The sequence below is a fragment of the Sphingomonas sp. PP-CE-3G-477 genome (genome assembly GCF_003050745.1).
Lineage (GTDB): Bacteria > Pseudomonadota > Alphaproteobacteria > Sphingomonadales > Sphingomonadaceae > Sphingomonas.
On record NZ_QAOF01000001.1, the window covers coordinates 1155758 to 1174779 of the forward strand.

14 protein-coding genes are annotated in these 19022 nt (G+C 65.4%); 2 read left to right on the forward strand and 12 right to left on the reverse strand.

Annotation, left to right across the window (positions count from 1 at the left end; translation table 11 throughout):
* Positions 1-18: 18 nt before the first annotated feature.
* From paoC to paoA, 3 genes are read right to left on the reverse strand one after another with little or no spacing between them, the layout of a single operon-like run.
* Positions 19-2214 carry an aldehyde oxidoreductase molybdenum-binding subunit PaoC gene (paoC, locus tag C8J45_RS05320; protein ID WP_107962125.1) on the reverse strand — a complete coding sequence of 732 codons (2196 nt, stop codon included), beginning with the start codon at positions 2212-2214 and terminating at the stop codon, positions 19-21.
* Positions 2211-3158 carry a xanthine dehydrogenase family protein subunit M gene (locus C8J45_RS05325; RefSeq protein WP_107962126.1) on the reverse strand — a complete coding sequence of 316 codons (948 nt, stop codon included), beginning with the start codon at positions 3156-3158 and terminating at the stop codon, positions 2211-2213. The genes paoC and C8J45_RS05325 overlap by 4 nt, the downstream gene beginning before the upstream one ends.
* Positions 3155-3796 carry an aldehyde dehydrogenase iron-sulfur subunit PaoA gene (gene paoA / locus C8J45_RS05330; protein WP_107962289.1) on the reverse strand — a complete coding sequence of 214 codons (642 nt, stop codon included), beginning with the start codon at positions 3794-3796 and terminating at the stop codon, positions 3155-3157. The genes C8J45_RS05325 and paoA overlap by 4 nt, the downstream gene beginning before the upstream one ends.
* A 356-nt stretch (positions 3797-4152) precedes the next feature.
* Here paoA and C8J45_RS05335 point away from each other — a divergent pair, with 356 nt between their 5' ends.
* Positions 4153-5061 carry a LysR family transcriptional regulator gene (locus tag C8J45_RS05335; protein ID WP_107962127.1) on the forward strand — a complete coding sequence of 303 codons (909 nt, stop codon included), beginning with the start codon at positions 4153-4155 and terminating at the stop codon, positions 5059-5061.
* A 71-nt stretch (positions 5062-5132) separates the two neighbouring features.
* On the opposite strand, the gene glpD is transcribed toward C8J45_RS05335, so the two are convergent.
* The 9 genes from glpD to C8J45_RS05380 all read right to left on the reverse strand — a co-directional run bounded on the left by glpD (position 5133) and on the right by C8J45_RS05380 (position 16993).
* Positions 5133-6629, reverse strand: coding sequence for a glycerol-3-phosphate dehydrogenase (gene glpD, locus C8J45_RS05340; protein WP_107962128.1), 1497 nt, complete (start codon positions 6627-6629; stop codon positions 5133-5135).
* Positions 6626-8113 carry a glycerol kinase GlpK gene (glpK, locus tag C8J45_RS05345; RefSeq protein WP_107962129.1) on the reverse strand — a complete coding sequence of 496 codons (1488 nt, stop codon included), beginning with the start codon at positions 8111-8113 and terminating at the stop codon, positions 6626-6628. Before glpK ends, glpD begins: the two co-directional genes overlap by 4 nt.
* Positions 8114-8130: 17 nt before the next feature.
* A complete protein-coding gene (locus tag C8J45_RS05350; protein ID WP_107962130.1) occupies positions 8131-8940 on the reverse strand; it encodes an MIP/aquaporin family protein in 810 nt (269 codons plus the stop codon).
* Between the two features lie 145 nt (positions 8941-9085).
* Positions 9086-9517 carry a PilZ domain-containing protein gene (locus tag C8J45_RS05355; protein WP_146168568.1) on the reverse strand — a complete coding sequence of 144 codons (432 nt, stop codon included), beginning with the start codon at positions 9515-9517 and terminating at the stop codon, positions 9086-9088.
* Between the two features lie 129 nt (positions 9518-9646).
* Positions 9647-11095: an oligosaccharide flippase family protein gene (locus tag C8J45_RS05360; protein ID WP_107962132.1), complete on the reverse strand. Its 1449-nt coding sequence runs from the start codon at positions 11093-11095 to the stop codon at positions 9647-9649.
* Between the two features lie 3 nt (positions 11096-11098).
* On the reverse strand, positions 11099-12103 hold the full coding sequence (locus C8J45_RS05365) for a glycosyltransferase family A protein (protein ID WP_181321097.1): 1005 nt from the start codon (positions 12101-12103) through the stop codon (positions 11099-11101).
* 109 nt (positions 12104-12212) lie between these two features.
* A complete protein-coding gene (locus C8J45_RS05370) occupies positions 12213-13022 on the reverse strand; it encodes a beta-1,6-N-acetylglucosaminyltransferase (protein WP_107962134.1) in 810 nt (269 codons plus the stop codon).
* Positions 13023-13140: 118 nt separating this feature from the next.
* A complete protein-coding gene (locus C8J45_RS05375) occupies positions 13141-14688 on the reverse strand; it encodes a murein L,D-transpeptidase (RefSeq protein WP_258191295.1) in 1548 nt (515 codons plus the stop codon).
* 109 nt (positions 14689-14797) lie between these two features.
* The gene (locus C8J45_RS05380) at positions 14798-16993 is read right to left on the reverse strand and encodes a penicillin acylase family protein (protein WP_107962135.1); all 2196 of its coding nucleotides are present in this window, start codon (positions 16991-16993) and stop codon (positions 14798-14800) included.
* 107 nt (positions 16994-17100) lie between these two features.
* Between C8J45_RS05380 and C8J45_RS05385 the strand changes: the two genes are divergently transcribed.
* Positions 17101-18912, forward strand: a complete 1812-nt coding sequence (locus C8J45_RS05385; protein WP_107962136.1) for a DUF885 family protein — start codon at positions 17101-17103, stop codon at positions 18910-18912.
* Positions 18913-19022 lie beyond the last annotated feature (110 nt).

Consider the following 19022-nt stretch of genomic DNA (forward strand, 5'->3'; position numbering starts at 1 on the left):
CCCGCCGGCACTGGAGCATCACGCCACGAGCGGCAGCTTGGCCAGATGCTTTTCGAGCGTGATCGGATAGTCGCGTACCCGCACGCCGGTCGCGTTGTAGACCGCGTTGGCGATCGCCGCGCCGACACCGCACAGGCCCAGCTCGCCGACACCCTTTGCCTTCATCGGCGAGGTGGTGGGATCGGCCTCGTCGAGGAAGACGACGTCCTGATGCGGGATGTCGGCATGGACCGCGACTTCGTAGCTGGCGAGGTCGTGGTTGACGAAGAAGCCGAAGCGCTTGTCGACCGCGAGTTCCTCCATCAGCGACCCGCCGACGCCCATCGTCATCGCGCCGATCACCTGGCTGCGGGCGGTCTTCGGGTTGAGGATGCGGCCTGCTGCGCACACCGCGAGCATACGGCGGATCCGCACTTCGCCGGTGTACCGATCGACGCCGGCCTCGACGAAATGCGCGCCGAAGGTCGACTGCTGGTACTGCTTGTCGAGGTCGCCGAACTCGATCGTGTCCTCGACGACGATCTCGCCGCCGGCCGCCGCCTTTGCGAGTGCCACGCGGTTGCCGCCCGAGCGCACTTCCCCATCGCTGAAGGCGATGTCGGTCATGTTGAAGCCGAGCTTCTGCGCGACCGCCTCACGCAGCTTGACGCAGGCCGCATAGACACCCGCAGTCGAGCTGTTCGCGCCCCACTGGCCGCCCGAACCGGCAGAGCTCGGCATCGCGGAGTCACCGAGCTTGACGACGACCTTGTCCATGCCGACGCCCATCATCTCGGCCGCGGTCTGCGCGATGATCGTGTAGCTGCCCGTGCCGATATCGGTCATGTCGGTCTCGACGGTGACGATACCCTTGCCGTCCAGCCGCACGCGCGCGCCGGACTTCTGGTTGACGTTGTTGCGGAACGCGGACGCGACGCCCATGCCGACGAGCCAGCGGCCGTCCTGTACCTGCGCAGGCTTGGGATTACGCCGCGCCCAGCCGAACTGGTCGGCACCGGTGCGCAGGCACTTGACCAGCTGACGCTGCGAAAAGCGACGGCCGGGCTTTTCCGGATCGGTCTGCGTGTCGTTCATCACGCGGAATTCGATCGGATCGATCCCGAGCTTTTCCGCCATCTCGTCCATCGCGACTTCGAGCACCATCAGGCCTGGAGCCTCACCTGGCGCACGCATCGCATTACCCTCGGGCAGATCGAGTACCGCGAGGCGCATTGTCGTCAGGCGGTTCGCGCCCGCATAGAGCAGTCGGGTCTGGAGCACGGCTGCCTCGGGGCCACCGTCGGGAAGATCGCCCGACCAGCTCTCATGCCCGATCGCGAGGATCTTTCCGGCTTTGTCGGTACCGATCCGGACGCGCTGGATCGTTGCGGGACGATGCGTCGCGTTGTTGGTCATGAACGGCCGGGTGAGGGCGATCTTGACCGGACGCTTGGCGGCACGCGCGCCGAGCGCCGCCATAACGGCGTCCGCGCGCAAGAACAGCTTTCCGCCGAAGCCGCCGCCGACATAGGGCGAGATCAGGCGGACATTCTCCGGCGGCAAGCCGAGCGTGGTGGCTAGGTCGGCCTTGGTCGGCGTGATCCACTGGTTCGAGGTCCAGACCGTCAGCTTGTCGCCTTCCCACGACGCGATCGACGCGTGCGGCTCCATCATCGCATGGCTCTGATCGGGGGTGGTGTAGTTCTGGTCGAGCTTGACCGGCGCGCTGGCGAACGCGCCCGCGAAATCGCCGACGGCGCTGTCGGCATTGTCGCCGGTGAGCTTGGTCGCGGTGGGCTTGGCGGCCTCGAGGTCGAAGCGGCCCTTCGCGCGGGTATAGTCGACACGCACGAGCGCCGCGGCGGCGCGGGCCTGTTCGAAGGTTTCCGCGACGACGACCGCGATCGCCTGGTGATAATGGTCGATCTCGGGTCCGCCGAGCAGCTTGGCGGTATTCATCTTGCCCTTGCCGAGCTTGCCTGCATCGGCCGCGGTGACGATCGCGAGCACGCCGGGTGCCGCCTTCGCATCCGCGAGGTCCATCGAGGCGATCCGCCCCTTGGCGATGCCCGAGCCGACGATGTAGCCGTAGGCGGGGTTCGCCACCTCGTGATGCTCATAGGCGTAGGGCGCGCCGCCGGTGGTCTTGAGAGGACCATCGATACGGACGTGCGGCTTGCCGACGACCTTCATCTGGTCGATCGGATTGGTGCCCGCAAGCGTGGTGAACTTCATGCGCGGGCCTCCGCAATCGCTGATGCTAGTGCCCGTTCGGTCAACGAGACCTTGAAGGCGTTTTCTTCGGTCGGCCGTGCGCCAGCCAGCAGCCGGTTGGTGACGGCCTTCGCCCCCTGCGGCATGGCAGCTTCCGCCGCCTCGACGCGCCAAGGTCGCGGCGCGATGCCACCGACCGCGACCCGGCCGGTGCCGTCCTTCTGTACGACGACCGCGACCGAGACGAGCGCGAAGGCGTAGGATGCGCGATCGCGTACCTTGCGGTAGATATGCGTGCCGCCGATCGGCTTGGGCAACGTCACCGCGGTGATCAGTTCGCCCGGTGCCAGCGCGGTCTCGACATGCGGGGTGGTGCCGGGAAGACGGTGGAAATCCGCTATCGGAATAGAGCGTGCGGCCCCCTGCGCGTTGACGGTCTCGACCGTCGCGTCGAGCACGCGCATCGCCACCGCCATGTCGCCAGGATAGGTCGCGATGCAGGCGTCGCTGGTACCGATCACGCCGAGCTGGCGGCTGAAACCGCCCACGGCCGCACAACCCGAGCCGGGCTTGCGCTTATTGCAGGCTTGGTTGGTGTCGTAGAAGTATGGGCAACGCGTGCGCTGGAGCAGATTGCCCGCAGTCGTCGCCTTGTTGCGCAACTGTCCCGATGCACCGGCGACGATCGCGCGCGTGAGCACGCCGTAGTCTCGGCGGACGCGGGTGTCGGCGGCGAGATCGCTGTTGCTGACCAAGGCACCGATACGGAGACCACCTTGCGGCGTCGCCTCGATCTTGTCGAAGCCGAGGCCGTTGACGTCGACCAGATGCTGCGGCGCCTCGATCTGCAACTTCATCAGATCGAGCAGGTTGGTACCGCCGGCGATGAACTTGGTGCCGGGACGCAACGCGGACTTGGCGGCATCGGCCGCGGTCTTGGCGCGCTCGTAGGTGAAGGGCTTCATGCGTCGACTCCCGCGACTTCCGTCATCGCTTCGAGGATGTTGGAATAGGCGCCGCACCGGCAGATGTTGCCGCTCATCCGTTCGCGCATCTCGGCGTTGGACGCGGTCGGCTTGGCGGTGAGGTCTCCGGTGACGTGGCTGGGGACGCCCGCCTTGATCTCGCCGAGCACCGCGACGGCCGAGCAGATCTGACCGGGCGTGCAATAGCCGCACTGGTAACCGTCATGCTTGACGAACGCGGCCTGCATCGGGTGCAGATCCTTGACGGTGCCGAGGCCCTCGATCGTGGTGATCTTGTCGCCCTCGTGCATCACCGCGAGGCTGAGGCACGAGTTGATCCGCTTGCCGTCGACGATGACGGTGCAGGCACCGCACTGGCCGTGGTCGCAGCCCTTCTTGGTGCCGGTCAGCTTCATGTTCTCGCGCAGCGCGTCGAGCAGCGTGGTGCGCGTGTCGACCTGCAGCGTCCGGCGCTTGCCGTTCACCTCGAACGACACCGGCATCATGCTGGGTTGCGGCTGCGGCTGGCCGACAGCGGCGTCCGCGCCGCCCGTTGGAACCGCAACCATTGCCGCAGACGCGGCCCCCCCGATAAGAATTCCACGACGCGACACGTCGATTTCCCCTAATCCGTTCATCGTCATCGTCCTCTGTGTGCCCCGCCACGCCGGTTCGGAAGGCCCGATTGGCGAATGCATGGCGTGCCGCGCTCGTACCGAGCGGCCAATCCACTATAACTCATTGTAAGGAGAGAGTTTCCCATCTTGTCGATGACGCCAGCTACATGCGTCGATGAGCAGCGCTCATGGTGGGGTAGGCGAGGACGCGGACGCCGGTCGCGGAAGCGGCGTACCGCTCCCGTGTTCGAGCACCGATCGAACCGGCCGCAGTCGTGAATGGTTGCCTGTCCGCATTCTCGAAAGGGGATGGCCAGCAACGGCCGCCTCTCTACAAGAGTGCGAGACCGACGCCGTGTGAAGAAAGACGTACCGCGATGCCTGCCCCTCGTTCCGATCTGACGGAGCTGACCTATTTTCTTGCGATCGCGCGTCACCGTAATTTTCGCCGGGCGGGGCTCGAACTCGGTCTCAGTGCGTCGGGTCTTAGCCATGCGTTGAAAGCGCTGGAAACGCGGCTCGGCGTTCGCTTGCTCAACCGTACCAATCGCGCGGTCACGCTGACCGCGGCGGGTGAGGAGCTTCAGGCGACGATCGGCCGTCCGCTGGAAATCGTCGGCGAAGCGGTCGAGCGGCTCAATCGGTACCGCGATGCGCCTGCCGGTAGGATCAGGCTGAACGTCGCCGCCGACGCCGCGACGCTGTTGCTCGGCCCGGTGCTCCCATCGTTCCTGGAACGCTATCCGGACATCGAGGTCGACGTCGTCGCGACCAATCAGATGATCGACATCACCAGCGAAGGCTTCGATGCCGGCATCCGTCATGGCGGGACCGTCCCGGAGGACATGATCGCGCAGCGCCTGTCGGCGGATCTATGCTGGATCGTCGCCGGATCGCCGGCCTATCTGGCTCGTGCAGGCACGCCGAAACACCCCGACGAACTCCAGCATCACCAGTGTATCGGAATACGGCTCGGCGACGATCGGATATACCGGTGGGAGTTCGACGGTCCCGATGGCGAGTTTGCGGTCCCGGTGTCCGGACGGATCACCGTCAACGAAAGCCAGGCGATGCTGGCGATGGCGCTGGAAGGCGGCGGCCTGATGTACGCGATGGAGCCGCTGCTGAAGGCGCATCTCGAAAACGGTAGTCTGTGTCGTGTGCTCGAAGCACATGCCACCAGCGGTCCCGGCTATCACTTGTATTATTCCAGCCGCAGGCACGTTCCAACTGCCTTGCGGCTGCTGATGGATCATATCCGCGAAAAACGTCCGCTCGGTCTCTAAGTCGGAACCGAGCGGAGGCGGTGAGGGCTATCGCGGACAACCGGGCCCGCTAGCGTGGCGGTCGTCCCGGCTCACGACGATCCGCCACGTCCCGTACGGTCCTGAAGATACGCCTCCACCGCGGCCTTGAGGGGCTCGCCACCGTGCAGACCGAGCTTGGTCCGCCGCCACAGGATGTCTTCCGCAGTGAGGGCCCATTCTTCCTCGACCAGATAGTCGATCTCGCGCTTGGACAGTCCATAGCCGATATCGTCGAGGCTCGTCGCGTCGCCGAGCACGCGCTCGATCCGCGTACCGTAAGCGCGCGCCATACGAAGCGCGTTTGCCGCGTCGAGGAACGGCCAGCGTGCGTGGACCGTCTTTAGGAACGTGGCGAAATCGCTGTTGGGCAGATCGCCGCCGGGCAGGGGAACGCCCGCGGTCCAGGGTTTGGCCATCGCGGGGAGGAACGGCGCGAGGTCCTCGAGCGCGTGTTCGGAGAGGCGGCGATAGGTCGTGATCTTGCCGCCGAAGGCGGACAGGATCTGCGGCGCTTCGGCGGTGCCGAGGCGAAGGACATAGTCGCGAGTGACTTCGGAGGCGTTCTCGTTGCCGTCGTCGAACAGCGGGCGGACGCCGGAATAGCTGCCAACGACATCGCCCGCGCCGATCTGTCGGGTGAAGTAGCGGTTGACGCTGTCGCAGAGATATTCGGTCTCGTCCGGATCGATCGTCGGATGCGACGGATCGCCTTCATAGGGCTTGTCGGTGGTGCCGATCAGCGTGAAGTCGTCCTCGTAGGGGATCGCGAAGATGATCCGCTTGTCGGGGTTCTGGAGGATGTATGCGTGCTCGCCCTCGAACAGCTTGGTCACGATGATATGGCTGCCCTTGACGAGGCGGGGCGGACGCTCGGCGGTTGCCTGGGGCATCTCCGCGAGCACCTTGCTCACCCAAGGGCCGGAGGTGTTGGCGATGGCCCGTGCGGTAACCTGGGTGCCGTCGCCGAGCGTCGCGACCCAATGGTCGCTCTCCCGTCGGGCACCTTCGAAGCTGGTGTGCGTGCGGATCTGCGTACCGCGCTCGGCCGCGTCGAGCGCGTTCAGCACCACCAGGCGCGCATCGTCGACCCAGCCATCCGAGTAGACGAAGCCGTGGCGGATCGGCTTCAGACCCGCGCCCCATTTGGTCTTGTCGAGCCGTACGCCGATCGACTTGGGCAGGCGGGTGCGACCGCCGATGTGATCGTAGAGGAACAGGCCGAGGCGGATCAGCCAGGCCGGCCGCATCCCGGCGGCGAGCGGCATGACGAATCGCATCGGTCGGATCAGGTTCGGCGCGACGTCGATCAGCTTTTCGCGTTCGGCGAGTGCTTCGCGGACCAGTCGGAACTCGTAATATTCGAGATAGCGCAGGCCGCCGTGGATCAGCTTGGTGCTCGACGACGAAGTGTGCGAGGCGAGGTCGTCGCGCTCGACCAGCATCACGCTGAGCCCGCGACCGGCGGCGTCGCGCGCAATCCCAGTGCCATTGACGCCGCCGCCGATGACGAGCAGGTCGACATCGATCTTTGCGTTCGGAACGGTCATGCCTTGGCCCTCGAGCTGGTTCGATCGACGGCTTCCTGCCAGCCAGCCATCAGCGCCGTCCGTTCGTCGCCCTTCATCCTCGGGGCGAAAGTCCGGTCTTCCTTCCAGGCGGCGGCGATGTCGTCGGGGCCGTTCCAGATGCCCACCGCCATGCCAGCAAGGAACGCCGCGCCCGCAGCCGTCGTCTCGATGTTGGCGGGCCGGACGACGTCGGTGTCGAGCATGTCGGCAAGGAACTGGCAGAACCAGTCGTTTGCCGCCATGCCGCCGTCGACACGGATCTGGCGGGCATCGCGCGCACCGTCCGCGACCATCGCGTTCATCAGGTCGGCGGTCTGGTAGGCGACTGACTCCAGTGCGGCGCGAGCGATGTGCGATCCGGTCGCAGCGAAGGTGAGGCCGGTGATGCTGGCGCGCGCGTCCGGATCCCAGTGCGGCGCGCCGAGGCCGACGAACGCAGGCACCATGAAGACGCCGCCATTGCCATCGAGCTTGGTCGCCATGTCGTCGGTATCCGCGGCGCGGTTGATCAGGCCCAGCCCGTCGCGGAGCCACTTCACGGCGGCGCCCGCGACGAAGATCGACCCTTCGAGCGCATAGGTGATCTCGCCGTCGAGCTGATAGGCGATCGTCGTGAGCATGCCGTTCTTGCTCGTCACCGCTTCCTTGCCGGTGTTGAGAAGGACGAAACAGCCGGTGCCGTAGGTGGATTTGGCATCGCCGCGCTGGAAACACGCCTGGCCGACGACGGCAGCCTGCTGGTCGCCCGCCATGCCGCCGATGGGCACCGCCTTGCCGAGCAGGTCGGAGGTGGTCTCACCAAAGATCGTGCTGTTGTTCTTGACCTCGGGCAGCAGGCTTTCGGGGATATCGAGCATGCGCAGCATGTCCTGGTCCCAGGCGCCCTTGTGGATGTCGAACAGCAAGGTACGCGAGGCGTTGGATGCGTCGGTCGCGTGGACCTTGCCGCCGGTGAGCCGCCACAGCAGGAAGCTGTCGATCGTCCCGAACGCGAGGTCGCCCTTGTCGGCACGGGCACGGACGCCGTCGACGTTGTCGAGGATCCATTTGAGCTTGGTACCCGAGAAATACGGATCGAGGATCAGCCCGGTCCGCTCGCGCACCAGCGGTTCGTTGCCGTCCGCCTTCAACTGCGCGCAGAGCTTGGCGGTGCGGCGATCCTGCCAGACGATCGCGTTGTGGACTGGCTTGCCGGTCTTACGATCCCACACCACCACGGTCTCGCGCTGGTTGGTGATGCCGATCGCCGCGACCTTGCCGCCATCCGCGTCCGCGGCCTCCTTCAAGGTTTCGACGGTATCGCGCCAGATGTCCTCGGGGTCGTGCTCGACCCAGCCCGATTGCGGGTAATGCTGGGCGAATTCGCGGCGGACGGTCTGGCGGGGGACACCGTCGGTGCCGAACGTCATGCTCCGCGTCGAGGTCGTGCCTTGGTCGATCGCCAGGATGATGGTGTCGCTCACGCCTTACACTCCTAGACTTATTGCGGGCCGGCGACAGGCTTGTCGCGCGGCAGGAAAGGCCGGATCAGCAGATGCTGCAGACCGCCGCCGATGATCGCCCCGATCAACGGACCCGCGATCGGTGCCCACCAATATCCCCCAACGCCAGGGAAGGCGGATCTGTCCCATCCCATCAGCCAAGCAAAGGTGCGCGGGCCGAGATCGCGGGCAGGATTGATCGCCCAGGCTTCCAGATATCCCATCGACGCGCCGATCACCGCGACCAGAAGGCCGATCACGATCGCCCCGAAATTCGCCTGCGGAGCCATGGTATTGAACTCGTCGGTGATCGCGAAGATCCCGAAGACCAGGATCGCGGTCAGGATGATCTCGTCGACGAAGCCCTTCATCGTCGTCACCGCGAGGCCGGGCGCGGTGAAGAACACGCCCGCCGCACCGCCGCCGGCCCGAGTCAGATTCTGCGTTGCGTTGAAGTGATCGATCACGTTGTAATACAGCGCATAGACGATCGCCGCGCCGATGAACGCACCGAGCAGCTGCGCGCACCAATAGGGCAGCACCTTCTTCCACGGAAAGCCGCGGTACAGCGCGAGCGCCAGCGTCACGCCCGGATTGGCATGTGTGCCAGAGACTGCGCCGGTGACGTAGATCGAGATCGACACCGCCATGCCCCAGGTCATGCAGACTCCCCAGTACGCGGTCTTGTACGGGCTCGGATCGTAGAGCGTGTACATGGCGGCGACCGACAGGCCGAAGGTCATCACGATACAGATCGCGACCGCCTCGGAGATCAGCTCGCCGAGGAAAGCTCTGGATTGCGGGGTCATGTCGATACCCTAACGCCCGTATCGGTTTGGTCGAGTATTTGTTCTTAATTCAGGTTAGCCGAGTGTTCGCTGCGGCGCATGGATGGCGCGAAGCTCGTATCGCAGGGGCCGGCAACGCCATCAGGCGGCGATACGCGCAACGTGCTCAGAGCTTGCGGTAGGGGTTTCGCAGTTCTTCGATCCAGCCGGCCGTCGGCGGTGGCACGACCCGGGGCGTATCCATCGTCACCGGCTTTACCGGCACGGTCGGCGCGATCGCGGCCTTCTTGTGGGCATCGACGGGATCGATCAGTTCGGCGAAGGCGATGCCTGCGAACCCGTTCCGGACCCACTGGACGGTCGCGCCGATGGCTTGAAGCGCACCGACCGAGATCAGGATCGTGGTACCGGGGCGCAAGCCGGCGGCATTGTCGATGCGTATGCCGCTGACCGAAAGATCACGTACGCGGTGCTTGGTCGCGGCCTTCCCGCCGAACTGCTCGACCATCGCCATCAACATGACACTGGTACGTTGCGCACGCTCGGTATGGCTCGGTGGCGTGTCATCACCTGGAGGGGCGGCGGGGCTATCGGGCACGACGAATAGACGATCTCACGGGTTCGTTGCTGTGTCGCTAATCGTATCCACCGAGACAATCAAATCGATCCTGCCACTCAATGTCGGCCGACAGAGTGTGTGGGAGTTGCGTTCGACCGTCGCGTCGGATCAGGTGCTCGCCTCGCGCGACAGCGACAGTCGCAGGCCACTCACGGCGCGGCGGATTTCACGCCATGTCGGATGATCGAGCAAGGCGAGCGCAACGACCCAGAGCGCGGCGCCCAGCACCGCCGAAATCGCCATTCTGAGCGACAGGATCTGGCCGTCACGCACCAGCAGGAGCAACGGCAGACAGGCGGCCAATGTGCTCGTCGCGCTCTTGGCGTAGGTCGAGAGCAACGCGCGTGCCGAAAAGCCGACGATGCGCTGGATCAGGCCGATGTAGATCACGTACCAAATGCCGGCATAGACGAGCCGCGCGATCGCCGCGGCCTCCAGTCCGAACCGGACGAGGCACGCGAGACAGATCAGCGCCGCAGCGGTATCCATGAGGTTGCGGATCAGCAGCTGTCGCAGATGGCCCGACATCAGCGGCACTTCGGTATGAAGCGGCAGCGCGAAGAAGATCAGCTCGCTCAACGCCACCCAGCGGAGTGCCAGCGCCGCCTCGCCCCAGCCTGCGCCGTAGATCATCGTGACGATCGGCGCGGACAGCAGCGACAGCAGCAGCATCGCGGGCCACATCACGCTGGTGTAGCAGCCGACCAGGTCGCGGTATGGCTGGTCCAGCGCAGTCCTGGTCCGGATCAGCTGTGCGAAATGACTGAAGAACACGGCCGCCAGACCGCCGTTGAGGAGCATGCGAAGGCCATCGACCATGCCGGCCGCGCGTCCGAACAAGCCGACCGCGTGCATGCCGAGCACGTTGCCGATGATCAGGTCGGGAGACCGCGTCCCGATCGCGCCGCTCACCGCGAGTACGGTCGTCCCCGAGCCGAACGAGACGATCGGCCTGGCACCCGCGAAACTGAGGTGGAAGCGCACCCTCCGCGGGCCGAGCAATTGCGCCATCGTCGCGCGAGCGATCTGTTGTGCGAGAAAACCCAGCGCCAGCGACACGGGACCGTAGCCGAGCAAGGCGAAACCGGCGGACACGATCGCGTTGGCCGCGGCGGCCGCCATGTTGATGAACGCCAGGGTCTTGAAGTCGACCGCGCGCTGCAGCAGCGCGATCGGCACGGTGTTGAACGGCAACAGCAGGAAGGCCGCGGCGATCAGCAGCATGATCGGGATAAGCTGTGTGTTGGAATAATACCACGCCATCGGCATGCTCAATGCGGCGATCACGGCACAGATCGCGGCGCCCACGCACAGCGTGATGGTGGTGCAGGTGTCGAGGACCTGATCGGTCAGCTCCTCGGCCCGCACGAGATACCGGTTGAGCCCGAAATCCTGCAGGTTGGAGATCACGCCTGCCGCCGCGAACCCGACCGAGAACGTGCCGAACGCCGATGGTGGCAGCAGGTAGCGCGCCAGATAGACGCTGACCGCGAAGTTGAACGCGAAGACGAGCCACTGGCCGCTGACCGACCACATCGCGGCTTTACGCACCGCCATCGATCAGCCCCTCGGCATGAGATACGAGCGACACAGGCTGGCCGCGAGCTGTCCCGCGCCGCGCAACTGGCCGTGGCGAAGCAGCCGTCCGACCGCGCGTGTCGCAGGCCGACGCTCGCCGCCCTCCGCGACATACTCGCCTACCAGCTTGACGCCGCCCGACTTCAGCGCGGGCAGCGAATAGAGCAGCTTCGGCGCGACGCGCGCGCGAACCCTCCGCGCGATGCCGGGCTCGCCGAAGATGGCATCGAGTTCGCCCAGATGACCGACGTCCGGTAACGCCGTCAGGCCGGAGGTCGGATCGGGGCGGCCCTTGCTGTACTGAAGATAGGCTTCCCATGCGACGGTGGCGCCGACCGCGGTGTGGAGGAGGTGCTGGATCGTCACCTGTCCGTCGTTGACGCAGTAGCGGAGCAGCACATCGTCGACGCTGCATAACTTGGTGATTTGCGATAGCCGCAGCCAGAGGTCGTAATCCTCGCAGTGGCGATACATGGCACGGTATCCGCCGACCTTCTCGAATGCGGCGCGCGAGATCATCGAGCCCGGATGGCTCATGATCGGTTTGAACTCCATCGCGGCCAGGAACGTTTCGAAATCGCGCGGGTAATCGTCGATCAGCTTGATCGTCCGGCCGTGGATGTCGACGTTCAACTGCTGGCAGCCGACGACGCCGTATTCGGGATGCGCGTCGAAAAAGGCGAGCTGCGTCGCGAACCGGTGCGGAAGGCACTCGTCGTCGCCATCCATCCGCGCGACGAGATCGCCCCTGGCCATCGCGAAGCCGCGGTTCAGGCTGGCGACCAGCCCGCGGTTCTCCTGTTCGACCAGCACGATACGAGGATCGGCGTTCGCCAGCCGGCGCAGGATTTCGGTCGAGCCATCGGTCGAGCCGTCATTGATGATGATGAATTCGAAATCGGCGTAGGTCTGCCGAAGCACGCTGGTCACGGCGCGTTCCACATAAGGGGCGTCGTTATAGGCGCTTAGCAATACCGACAGCCGCATCAACCACATCCTTCAGGTCTTGTGGGGCCTTACAGGCCGCGCCGTTGAAAATGAATGAATGGAATGAAACGGTTACGATCGTTTCGCGGAGCGTCGCTTGTGCATAAATCTAGGTTAAGGCTGGATGGAAATCGATGTACTTGCGACCGAACAGTGCTGGCCCCTCGACAAAGCCCCTGTGCATGGACTCGGTCACGGTTTCCGGGTGGGCCTTGCCCTGGATCCACGTGTCCGCCGTCGGGGACGTCCCGCCGATCGTGATCCCGAGCGGCGCGACGAGCGAGTGAAGGAGCATCTCGTCAGGGCAGTCCGTATATTTGAACAATCGCCAGTACCACGGGTTTTCGTCGAGGAACTGCAGCATCTTTTCCACCGTCTGGCGCTCGAACAGCCACCATGCGCCGCCGCCATGCAAGGCGATGCCGCGCAACTTGCTCAACGATTTGTCCGGCATGCGGGGGAACAGCCGGCTCAGGATCCGCCATGTGATCGGATTTTGAACGTCGTGAAGCCACCGCCTTGTGTAGCGTTCCAGCGGTTTGTGGCTGACAGGCATGGCGGTCAGCTCCATCAGGTTGGCCGATCCCACCGGAAAGCTGGCAATCTGTTCGCGGATCTGGTCATCGCTTTTCACAGGGTAGCACTGACCGCTCATGTGATAGAAATGGGTGATCGTCGGATCGCGGAGCGCGGCGCGCAGGAGGCGGAGGACTCCCTCGACCTGGCTCAGGCCGCCCCAGTTCACCTGAACGCGGTTGGTCAGGAACGGCGCCTTGTTCCGCAAGTTCGCGAACAGCTCGATATCGGACTTCCGGTCGATGTGAACGAACGGTGCCCACAGCGGACCATTGAGCCGGTCAAGCAACAGGCCGAGCTGTTCCGGGCGATGATAGGCTCGGATCAGGGCAGCGATCTTCATCCAGTCTTACTTTCGCGTGCGGGTCGATGCGCCGATCGTAGCGTGCAGTCGTAAAAGAACAGCTACGGTTCTTATCCGTTCGCGCAAGTCGCGTCGCGTGGCGTTCAGACCCGTTAGCTCAGGGCCCGATATCGATCGCTTGTGCCTCCGCACGCTTTGCCGACGCTTTGGCGAACCCGAGCTGTTCGGCGATCGGATCGTTCCAGCCATAGGGATCCGTGCGGAATGCGACCTTGCCGCCATCGTCGAGATAGACGTTGTGATACAGCAGCCGGACCGGGATGCGGCGGGGCAGGGGGACGAAGGTCATCTCGCCGGAGTCCTGCGCGGTCTGCCATGCCTCCGCGACGCCTTCGTCCTGCGCAAGCATCTGCGCGAAGCCCAGCGCATCCTCGACTCGGACGCAACCGTGGCTCAGGTGACGCTGGCTGCGCTCGAACAGCGCCGGCGCTGAGGTGTCGTGGAGATAGATCGCCTGATCGTTCGCCATGTCGAACTTGACGAGCCCGAGCGCGTTGCTCGGTCCCGGCTGCTGGACGATCCAGCCGTCGCGGACGACCATGTTGTGTTCCGCAAGATATGCCTCGCCGACGTTGGCCATCTCGCCGTTCTGGATCGATTTGGGGACGGTCCAGGTGGGGTTCGCGACCAGGCGAAAGATCGGCGAGGACAGGGCCGGCGTCTCGCGACCGGGTTCGCCGACGATCACCTTGCGCTGATCGATCATGGTGCCGTCGCGGTAATAGCGCAGCTGCGCAGCGGCGGTATTGACGTCGATCCGCGTCGCCGGCGGGGTCCGCGACAGCCAGCGACGCCGTTCGAGCCCGACCGCCAGCGCCCGCGCGCGGTCCCCGGCGCCGAGGTTGAGGACTTTCAGCGTTTCAGGACCGACCACGCCGTCGGCGGCGATGCCGTAATCGGTCTGGAGCCTCTTCAACGCGTCGGCGATCTCCTGCGTGTAAAGCATTGAAACAGCCTTTGTCGGGGCGGGCAGATATCCGCTCTCGACGAGCTGTTCGAGGATGGTCGCGACGCGTGGATCGCGATCGCCGACACGGATCAGACCCGACGGGATTGCCTGCACCGGCGCGGCAACCGTCGCCTTGGCGCTGAATGCGACATAGGCGTCGGACAGCGCCTTGTACTCCGCATCCTGCGGTGCGAGTCCGTCGAACCATGCCGCGAGATCGCCCCTGGCGAGTGCGCGCGTCAGACCAGCGGCAAGATCGGCCGTCGGACGGGGCAGCGTATACACCTGATGCAGCGCCGTCGGATCGGTTCGCCCGCGGGCCAGCGCGGTTGCATAGTCGAGCGCAGCCTTCGTTCGGGCGATATCGCCCGCCGCCGCCGTCGCCGCCTGCTCGTCGGAGGTCGGCAGGAACGCCACGCGGTCGAGGCCGTGCCGCGTGCGATCAGCGAGAACGCTGTCGAATGCTTCGGCGTTCGCAGTCGACCAGACGCCATGCCAGCCGGCCTTGGCGTAGATTGCGCGAAGGGCTGGGTCGGTGACTGCCTGCCTGTCGATCTGGATCGGCCCGGCGGATATGCCGGCCGGGAGCGGGTCGATCGCCTGCGCGGCGGCCAGATGAGCGAAACCGGTCATCGCGAAGGCCAGGAGCGGCATCGATCCGAACGCCAGCCGCGCCCGTACTGTCTTTACTGTCATGCGTCGCTAACGAGTGGACCCTTCGATTGGATAACCTCGACCTACGCATTATTGAGATCCGGTCGGCATGGACGCGGATATTCGCGGCGGTGAGACGGTAGTCGGGTCTTTAGCGTCCCGGATTATAGCGGCGCTCCACATGCCCCTTGAGCTCGTCGGGATAGAAGTAGACCGGCCGCAGCTTGCCCTGGGCATACCGATCGATCTGGTCCGCAAAATGCGGTGAGCGCGTGTCGCCGCTTTGGCCGCCGGCCATGACCGCTGCCGCCTTCACGCGCAGACCGAATTCGACCACCGCGACGAAACTGTTGCCGCTGGTGCCGTAATATCGCTTCGTTCCCGGCCATGGCTTGGCGCCGAACGAGGCGAGGCTGCCCCATTGGGCCGAGGTGAACGGCACCGGTATCGATGGCTGAGAATCGTCGAAATGCGGTGCGATGGAATCGTCGAGACGCTGGAAGCGGTTGATATCCTTCCACGGTGTCCGCCAGCTGCCGAAGTCGCGGCCGAGCCGGTCGACCGCGGCGCTTAACGCGGCAAGCTTCGCATCCGGGCCGACACGCGTGGCGATGTAATCCGCGACGTTGAGGCGCTCGGCCTGCGCGAAGCTGCCGATTTCGCGCCACAGCTGGTCGCCCCAGAACACCGCCAGACTGGTCGCCGTGGAGTCGTAGTTCCAGCGGTGATCCCACCCCCGCAACAGCGCGATCGGCCCCGCCAGCGCCTTGCGGCGCGGATCGCCGGCAGGCAGCGTAGTCCACGCCTGGACCAGTCCTGGCAGCAGCCGCGCGAACGCCGGCAGATACGGATCGAACGCCGCGTCGCGCAGAGTCTCCGACGTCCATCCGGTCTTGCCGGTCAGCAACAGATCGGCGTGGACGCCGCGCGCATTGCCGCCGACCTGATCCATGTAGCGCGGGTAATCCGCCGCTTTCGGGCTGTCCGGCCCCGCCGCGCTCCACGGCCAGTCGTTGGTGTTGTGCGCCCATCCGGTGCGCGGGTTGAGCACGCTCGGTAGGCTGGGGAGGGTATGCAGCCCCCGCCAGTCGGTCGCCGGATCGCTGCCGTCGACCGGCCGGGTGTAATCGAAGCGGTCGTCGCGCATCGGCATGAACTGCGGCATCAGGAACGCGATTTCGCCCTTGTTGTCAGCGAACAGCGTGTCGTTCGACGCGTTCGCCTTCAGCGCGGCGACCTTCATATAGCCGGCGAGATCGGTCGCCTTAGTCCGCAGATAGCTTTGTTCGAGCGCGGGTACGGGCTTCCACATGAGTGCGGTGGCGATCCACCTCCCACCCTTGATCGCGACGATCGGGCCGTGGTGGGTGCGATAGGTCGTGAAACCGCGCTCGCCCATCGTGCCATCGGCCCTGCGGAAACGCACCGTCACCACCTTCGCCGCGACGTCTCGGCTGGTCTTGCCGTAGCGATACGCATAGCCCCCGCCGCGCCGCGCGATCCGTTCGGCGAATTCATCGACATTGTCGACGGTCGACGAGGTGTGCATCCACCCGGCCTTCGCGTTGAAGCCCTGATAGATGAAGAACTGACCCCAGGTGCTCGCGCCATACGCGTCCAGCCCGTCCGTGCTGGTCATCTGCGCCTCGGACCGGAAGTAGAAGCTGGTGTGCGGGTTGATCAGCAGCAGCGCATGGCCGTTCGCCGTCAGTCGCGGTGCGATCGCGATGCCGTTCGAGCCTGACGGTTCGCGCGGCACCACACCCAGCTCCTCGGGCGTCGGCGGCGTCGGCCGACCGTAGAAGGTCTTCAGATCGCTCAGCGAGATACGCTCGATATCGCCGCCGATGCTGCCTTCGGTGAAGCTCAGCGCCATCCAGGGTTCGAAGCGGGTCAGTACCTGGGGTCGGACCTGCGGATGCGTCGCGAGGTAATAGTTCAGCCCGTCGGCCCACGCCTGCATCAGCGTGCGCAACCAGGCGGGGCTGGCGGCGTATTGCGCCTTCAGTTCGGCCGGGTCGACGAACAGCTGCTGGCGGAGATCCGCCCAGATTGCCGCCTCGCCGTCGGCCTCCGCGGTACGGCCCAGCGCGGTCAGGTAATTGGCCTCGATCCGCGGAAAATCATCTTCTGCCTGCGCGTAGATCAGACCGAACACCGCATCCGCATCGGATCGGCCTCGGACATGCGGAATGCCCCAGTCGTCGCGCGTGATCGTGACCTGCGTCGCCTGTGCCTGCCACCGCGCGATGTCAGTCGTGGGCGCGACGGACGCAGCCGTCAGCGGCGTTGCCAGCAGGGCCAGGAGGATCACCGGGTTGCGCGCGCGCCGTAGGACCGTGTTCATGGGCGCAGCGTAAGGCGGCGGCCGACGAAAGACCATGCGCCGGCAGAGCCATCGGCGATTGCATCGCACCGCGCCGCGCGCGACAAGCGCGGTCGATTGGAGATTCGATGCGTATAGCTCTCGCCCTCATGCTCTTGCCGGTCGTGCCGTTGGTTCAGGCAAACGCGGCGGCCCCTGCGCAAGCGGCGAGTACGGCGGTCCAGGATGCCGCGCTGCTCGCGTTCCTCGACACGGCGTATGACGAGCAGCTCGCTCTGAGCCCGGAATCGCAGACGCAGTTGGGGCTCAAGACGAGCAACGATCGGCTGGACGACTATACCGATGCCGCCGCGCTGCGGGCCGAGGCGCTTGCCGAGCGCCAGCTGGTCGCGATGCGCGCGCGCTTCAAGCCGGCGCAACTGGGCGAGAGCGCCGGCGTCAGCTACCGGCTGTTCGAATACGAGGTGGAACGCGGCCGTCAGTCGCTGCAGTTCCGCAAGCTGCGTTTTCCCGTATCGACCAACGGCAGCCCCGCGGGCGACATCCCGGTCCTGCTGATCAACAACCACAAGGTCGACACGGTCGCCGACGCACAGGCCTATGTCGCTCGCCTGCGCGACACCGAGCGCGTCATGCGCGAGGTCGCGACGACGATGCGCGAGCAGGCGGCAGCGGGCATCATCCCCAACAAGGTGAACTTCGCCCCGACGCGCGCGGATGCGCAGGCGGTCCTGAAGGGCGCGCCGTTCGACACTGGGCCTGACTCGAGCGTGTGGGCCGATTTCCGCAAGAAGGTCGCCGCGCTCGATGCGCCGGCGGATGTGAAAGCAAAGCTGTTGGCCGACGGCAGCGCCGCGCTCACCGGGCCGTTCCGCCGCGGCTATGACACGCTGTTCGCCGCGCTCGACGAGATCGAGCCGAAGTCTAAGGGCAATTTCGGCGCGTGGAGCCTGCCGAACGGTGCGGCCTATTATGCCGACCGGTTGAAAAGCTCGACCACGACCGACCTGACCGCCGACCAGATCCACGAACTCGGCTTGAAGCAGGTCGCGTCGATCCGCCTCGAGATGGAGGCGATCAAGCGCGAGGTCGGCTTCAAGGGGACGCTCGAGGCGTTCTTCAACTCCATCCGGACCGATCCGAAGTTCAAATATCCCAACACCGCGGAGGGCCGCGAGCAGTATCTCGGCGATGCCCGCGCGGTGATCGCCTCGGTCATGGTCGCGGCACCGCGCTATTTCCGGACGCTGCCCAAGGCGCCGCTCGAGGTGCGCGCGGTCGAGAAATGGCGCGAAGGCACCGCCTCGACCGCCTTCTACAACCCGCCATCGGCCGACGGATCGCGGCCCGGCATCTATTACGTCAATCTGGTCGACATGAACCAGACGCAGAAGGTGCAGGTCGCGGGGATCGCCGCGCACGAGGGCGCACCCGGCCATCACTTCCAGATCGCGCGCCAGCAGGAGCTGGTCGGCATTCCGAAGTTCCGCAAGTTCGGCGGTTACGGCGCGTACATGGAGGGGTGGGGGCTGTATTCGGAGCGGCTTGCCAACGAGATGGGCGTCTACAAGGACCCGTATGCGCGGTTCGGCATGCTCTCGTTGCAGGTTTGGCGCGCGATCCGCCTCGTGCTCGATACGGGCATCCACGCGAAGCGGTGGACGCGCGAGCAGGCGATCGCCTATTTCAAGGCCAACAGCTCGGTCTCGGACACCGATATCGCGCGTGAGGTCGACCGGTACTTCAACTGGCCTGGCCAGGCGACGAGCTACATGGTGGGCGAACTCAAGATCGCCGAACTGCGCGCGCGCGCCGAGCGGGAACTCGGGCCACGCTTCGATATCCGCGACTTCCATGAGGCGGTCCTGAGCCAGGGCGCGTTGCCGCTCGCGGTGCTGGACGAGCAGGTGAACCGGTACATCGCGGCAAAGCGGCAATAGCACGCTAACCAGTACATTTTCTCCCCCCGCTTGAGGAGGAGGGGAACCCCGATCCTGCAAGCGGAGCATCGTCATCGTCGGGCCAAGCGTCATCGTTGCGATCCTGGCCT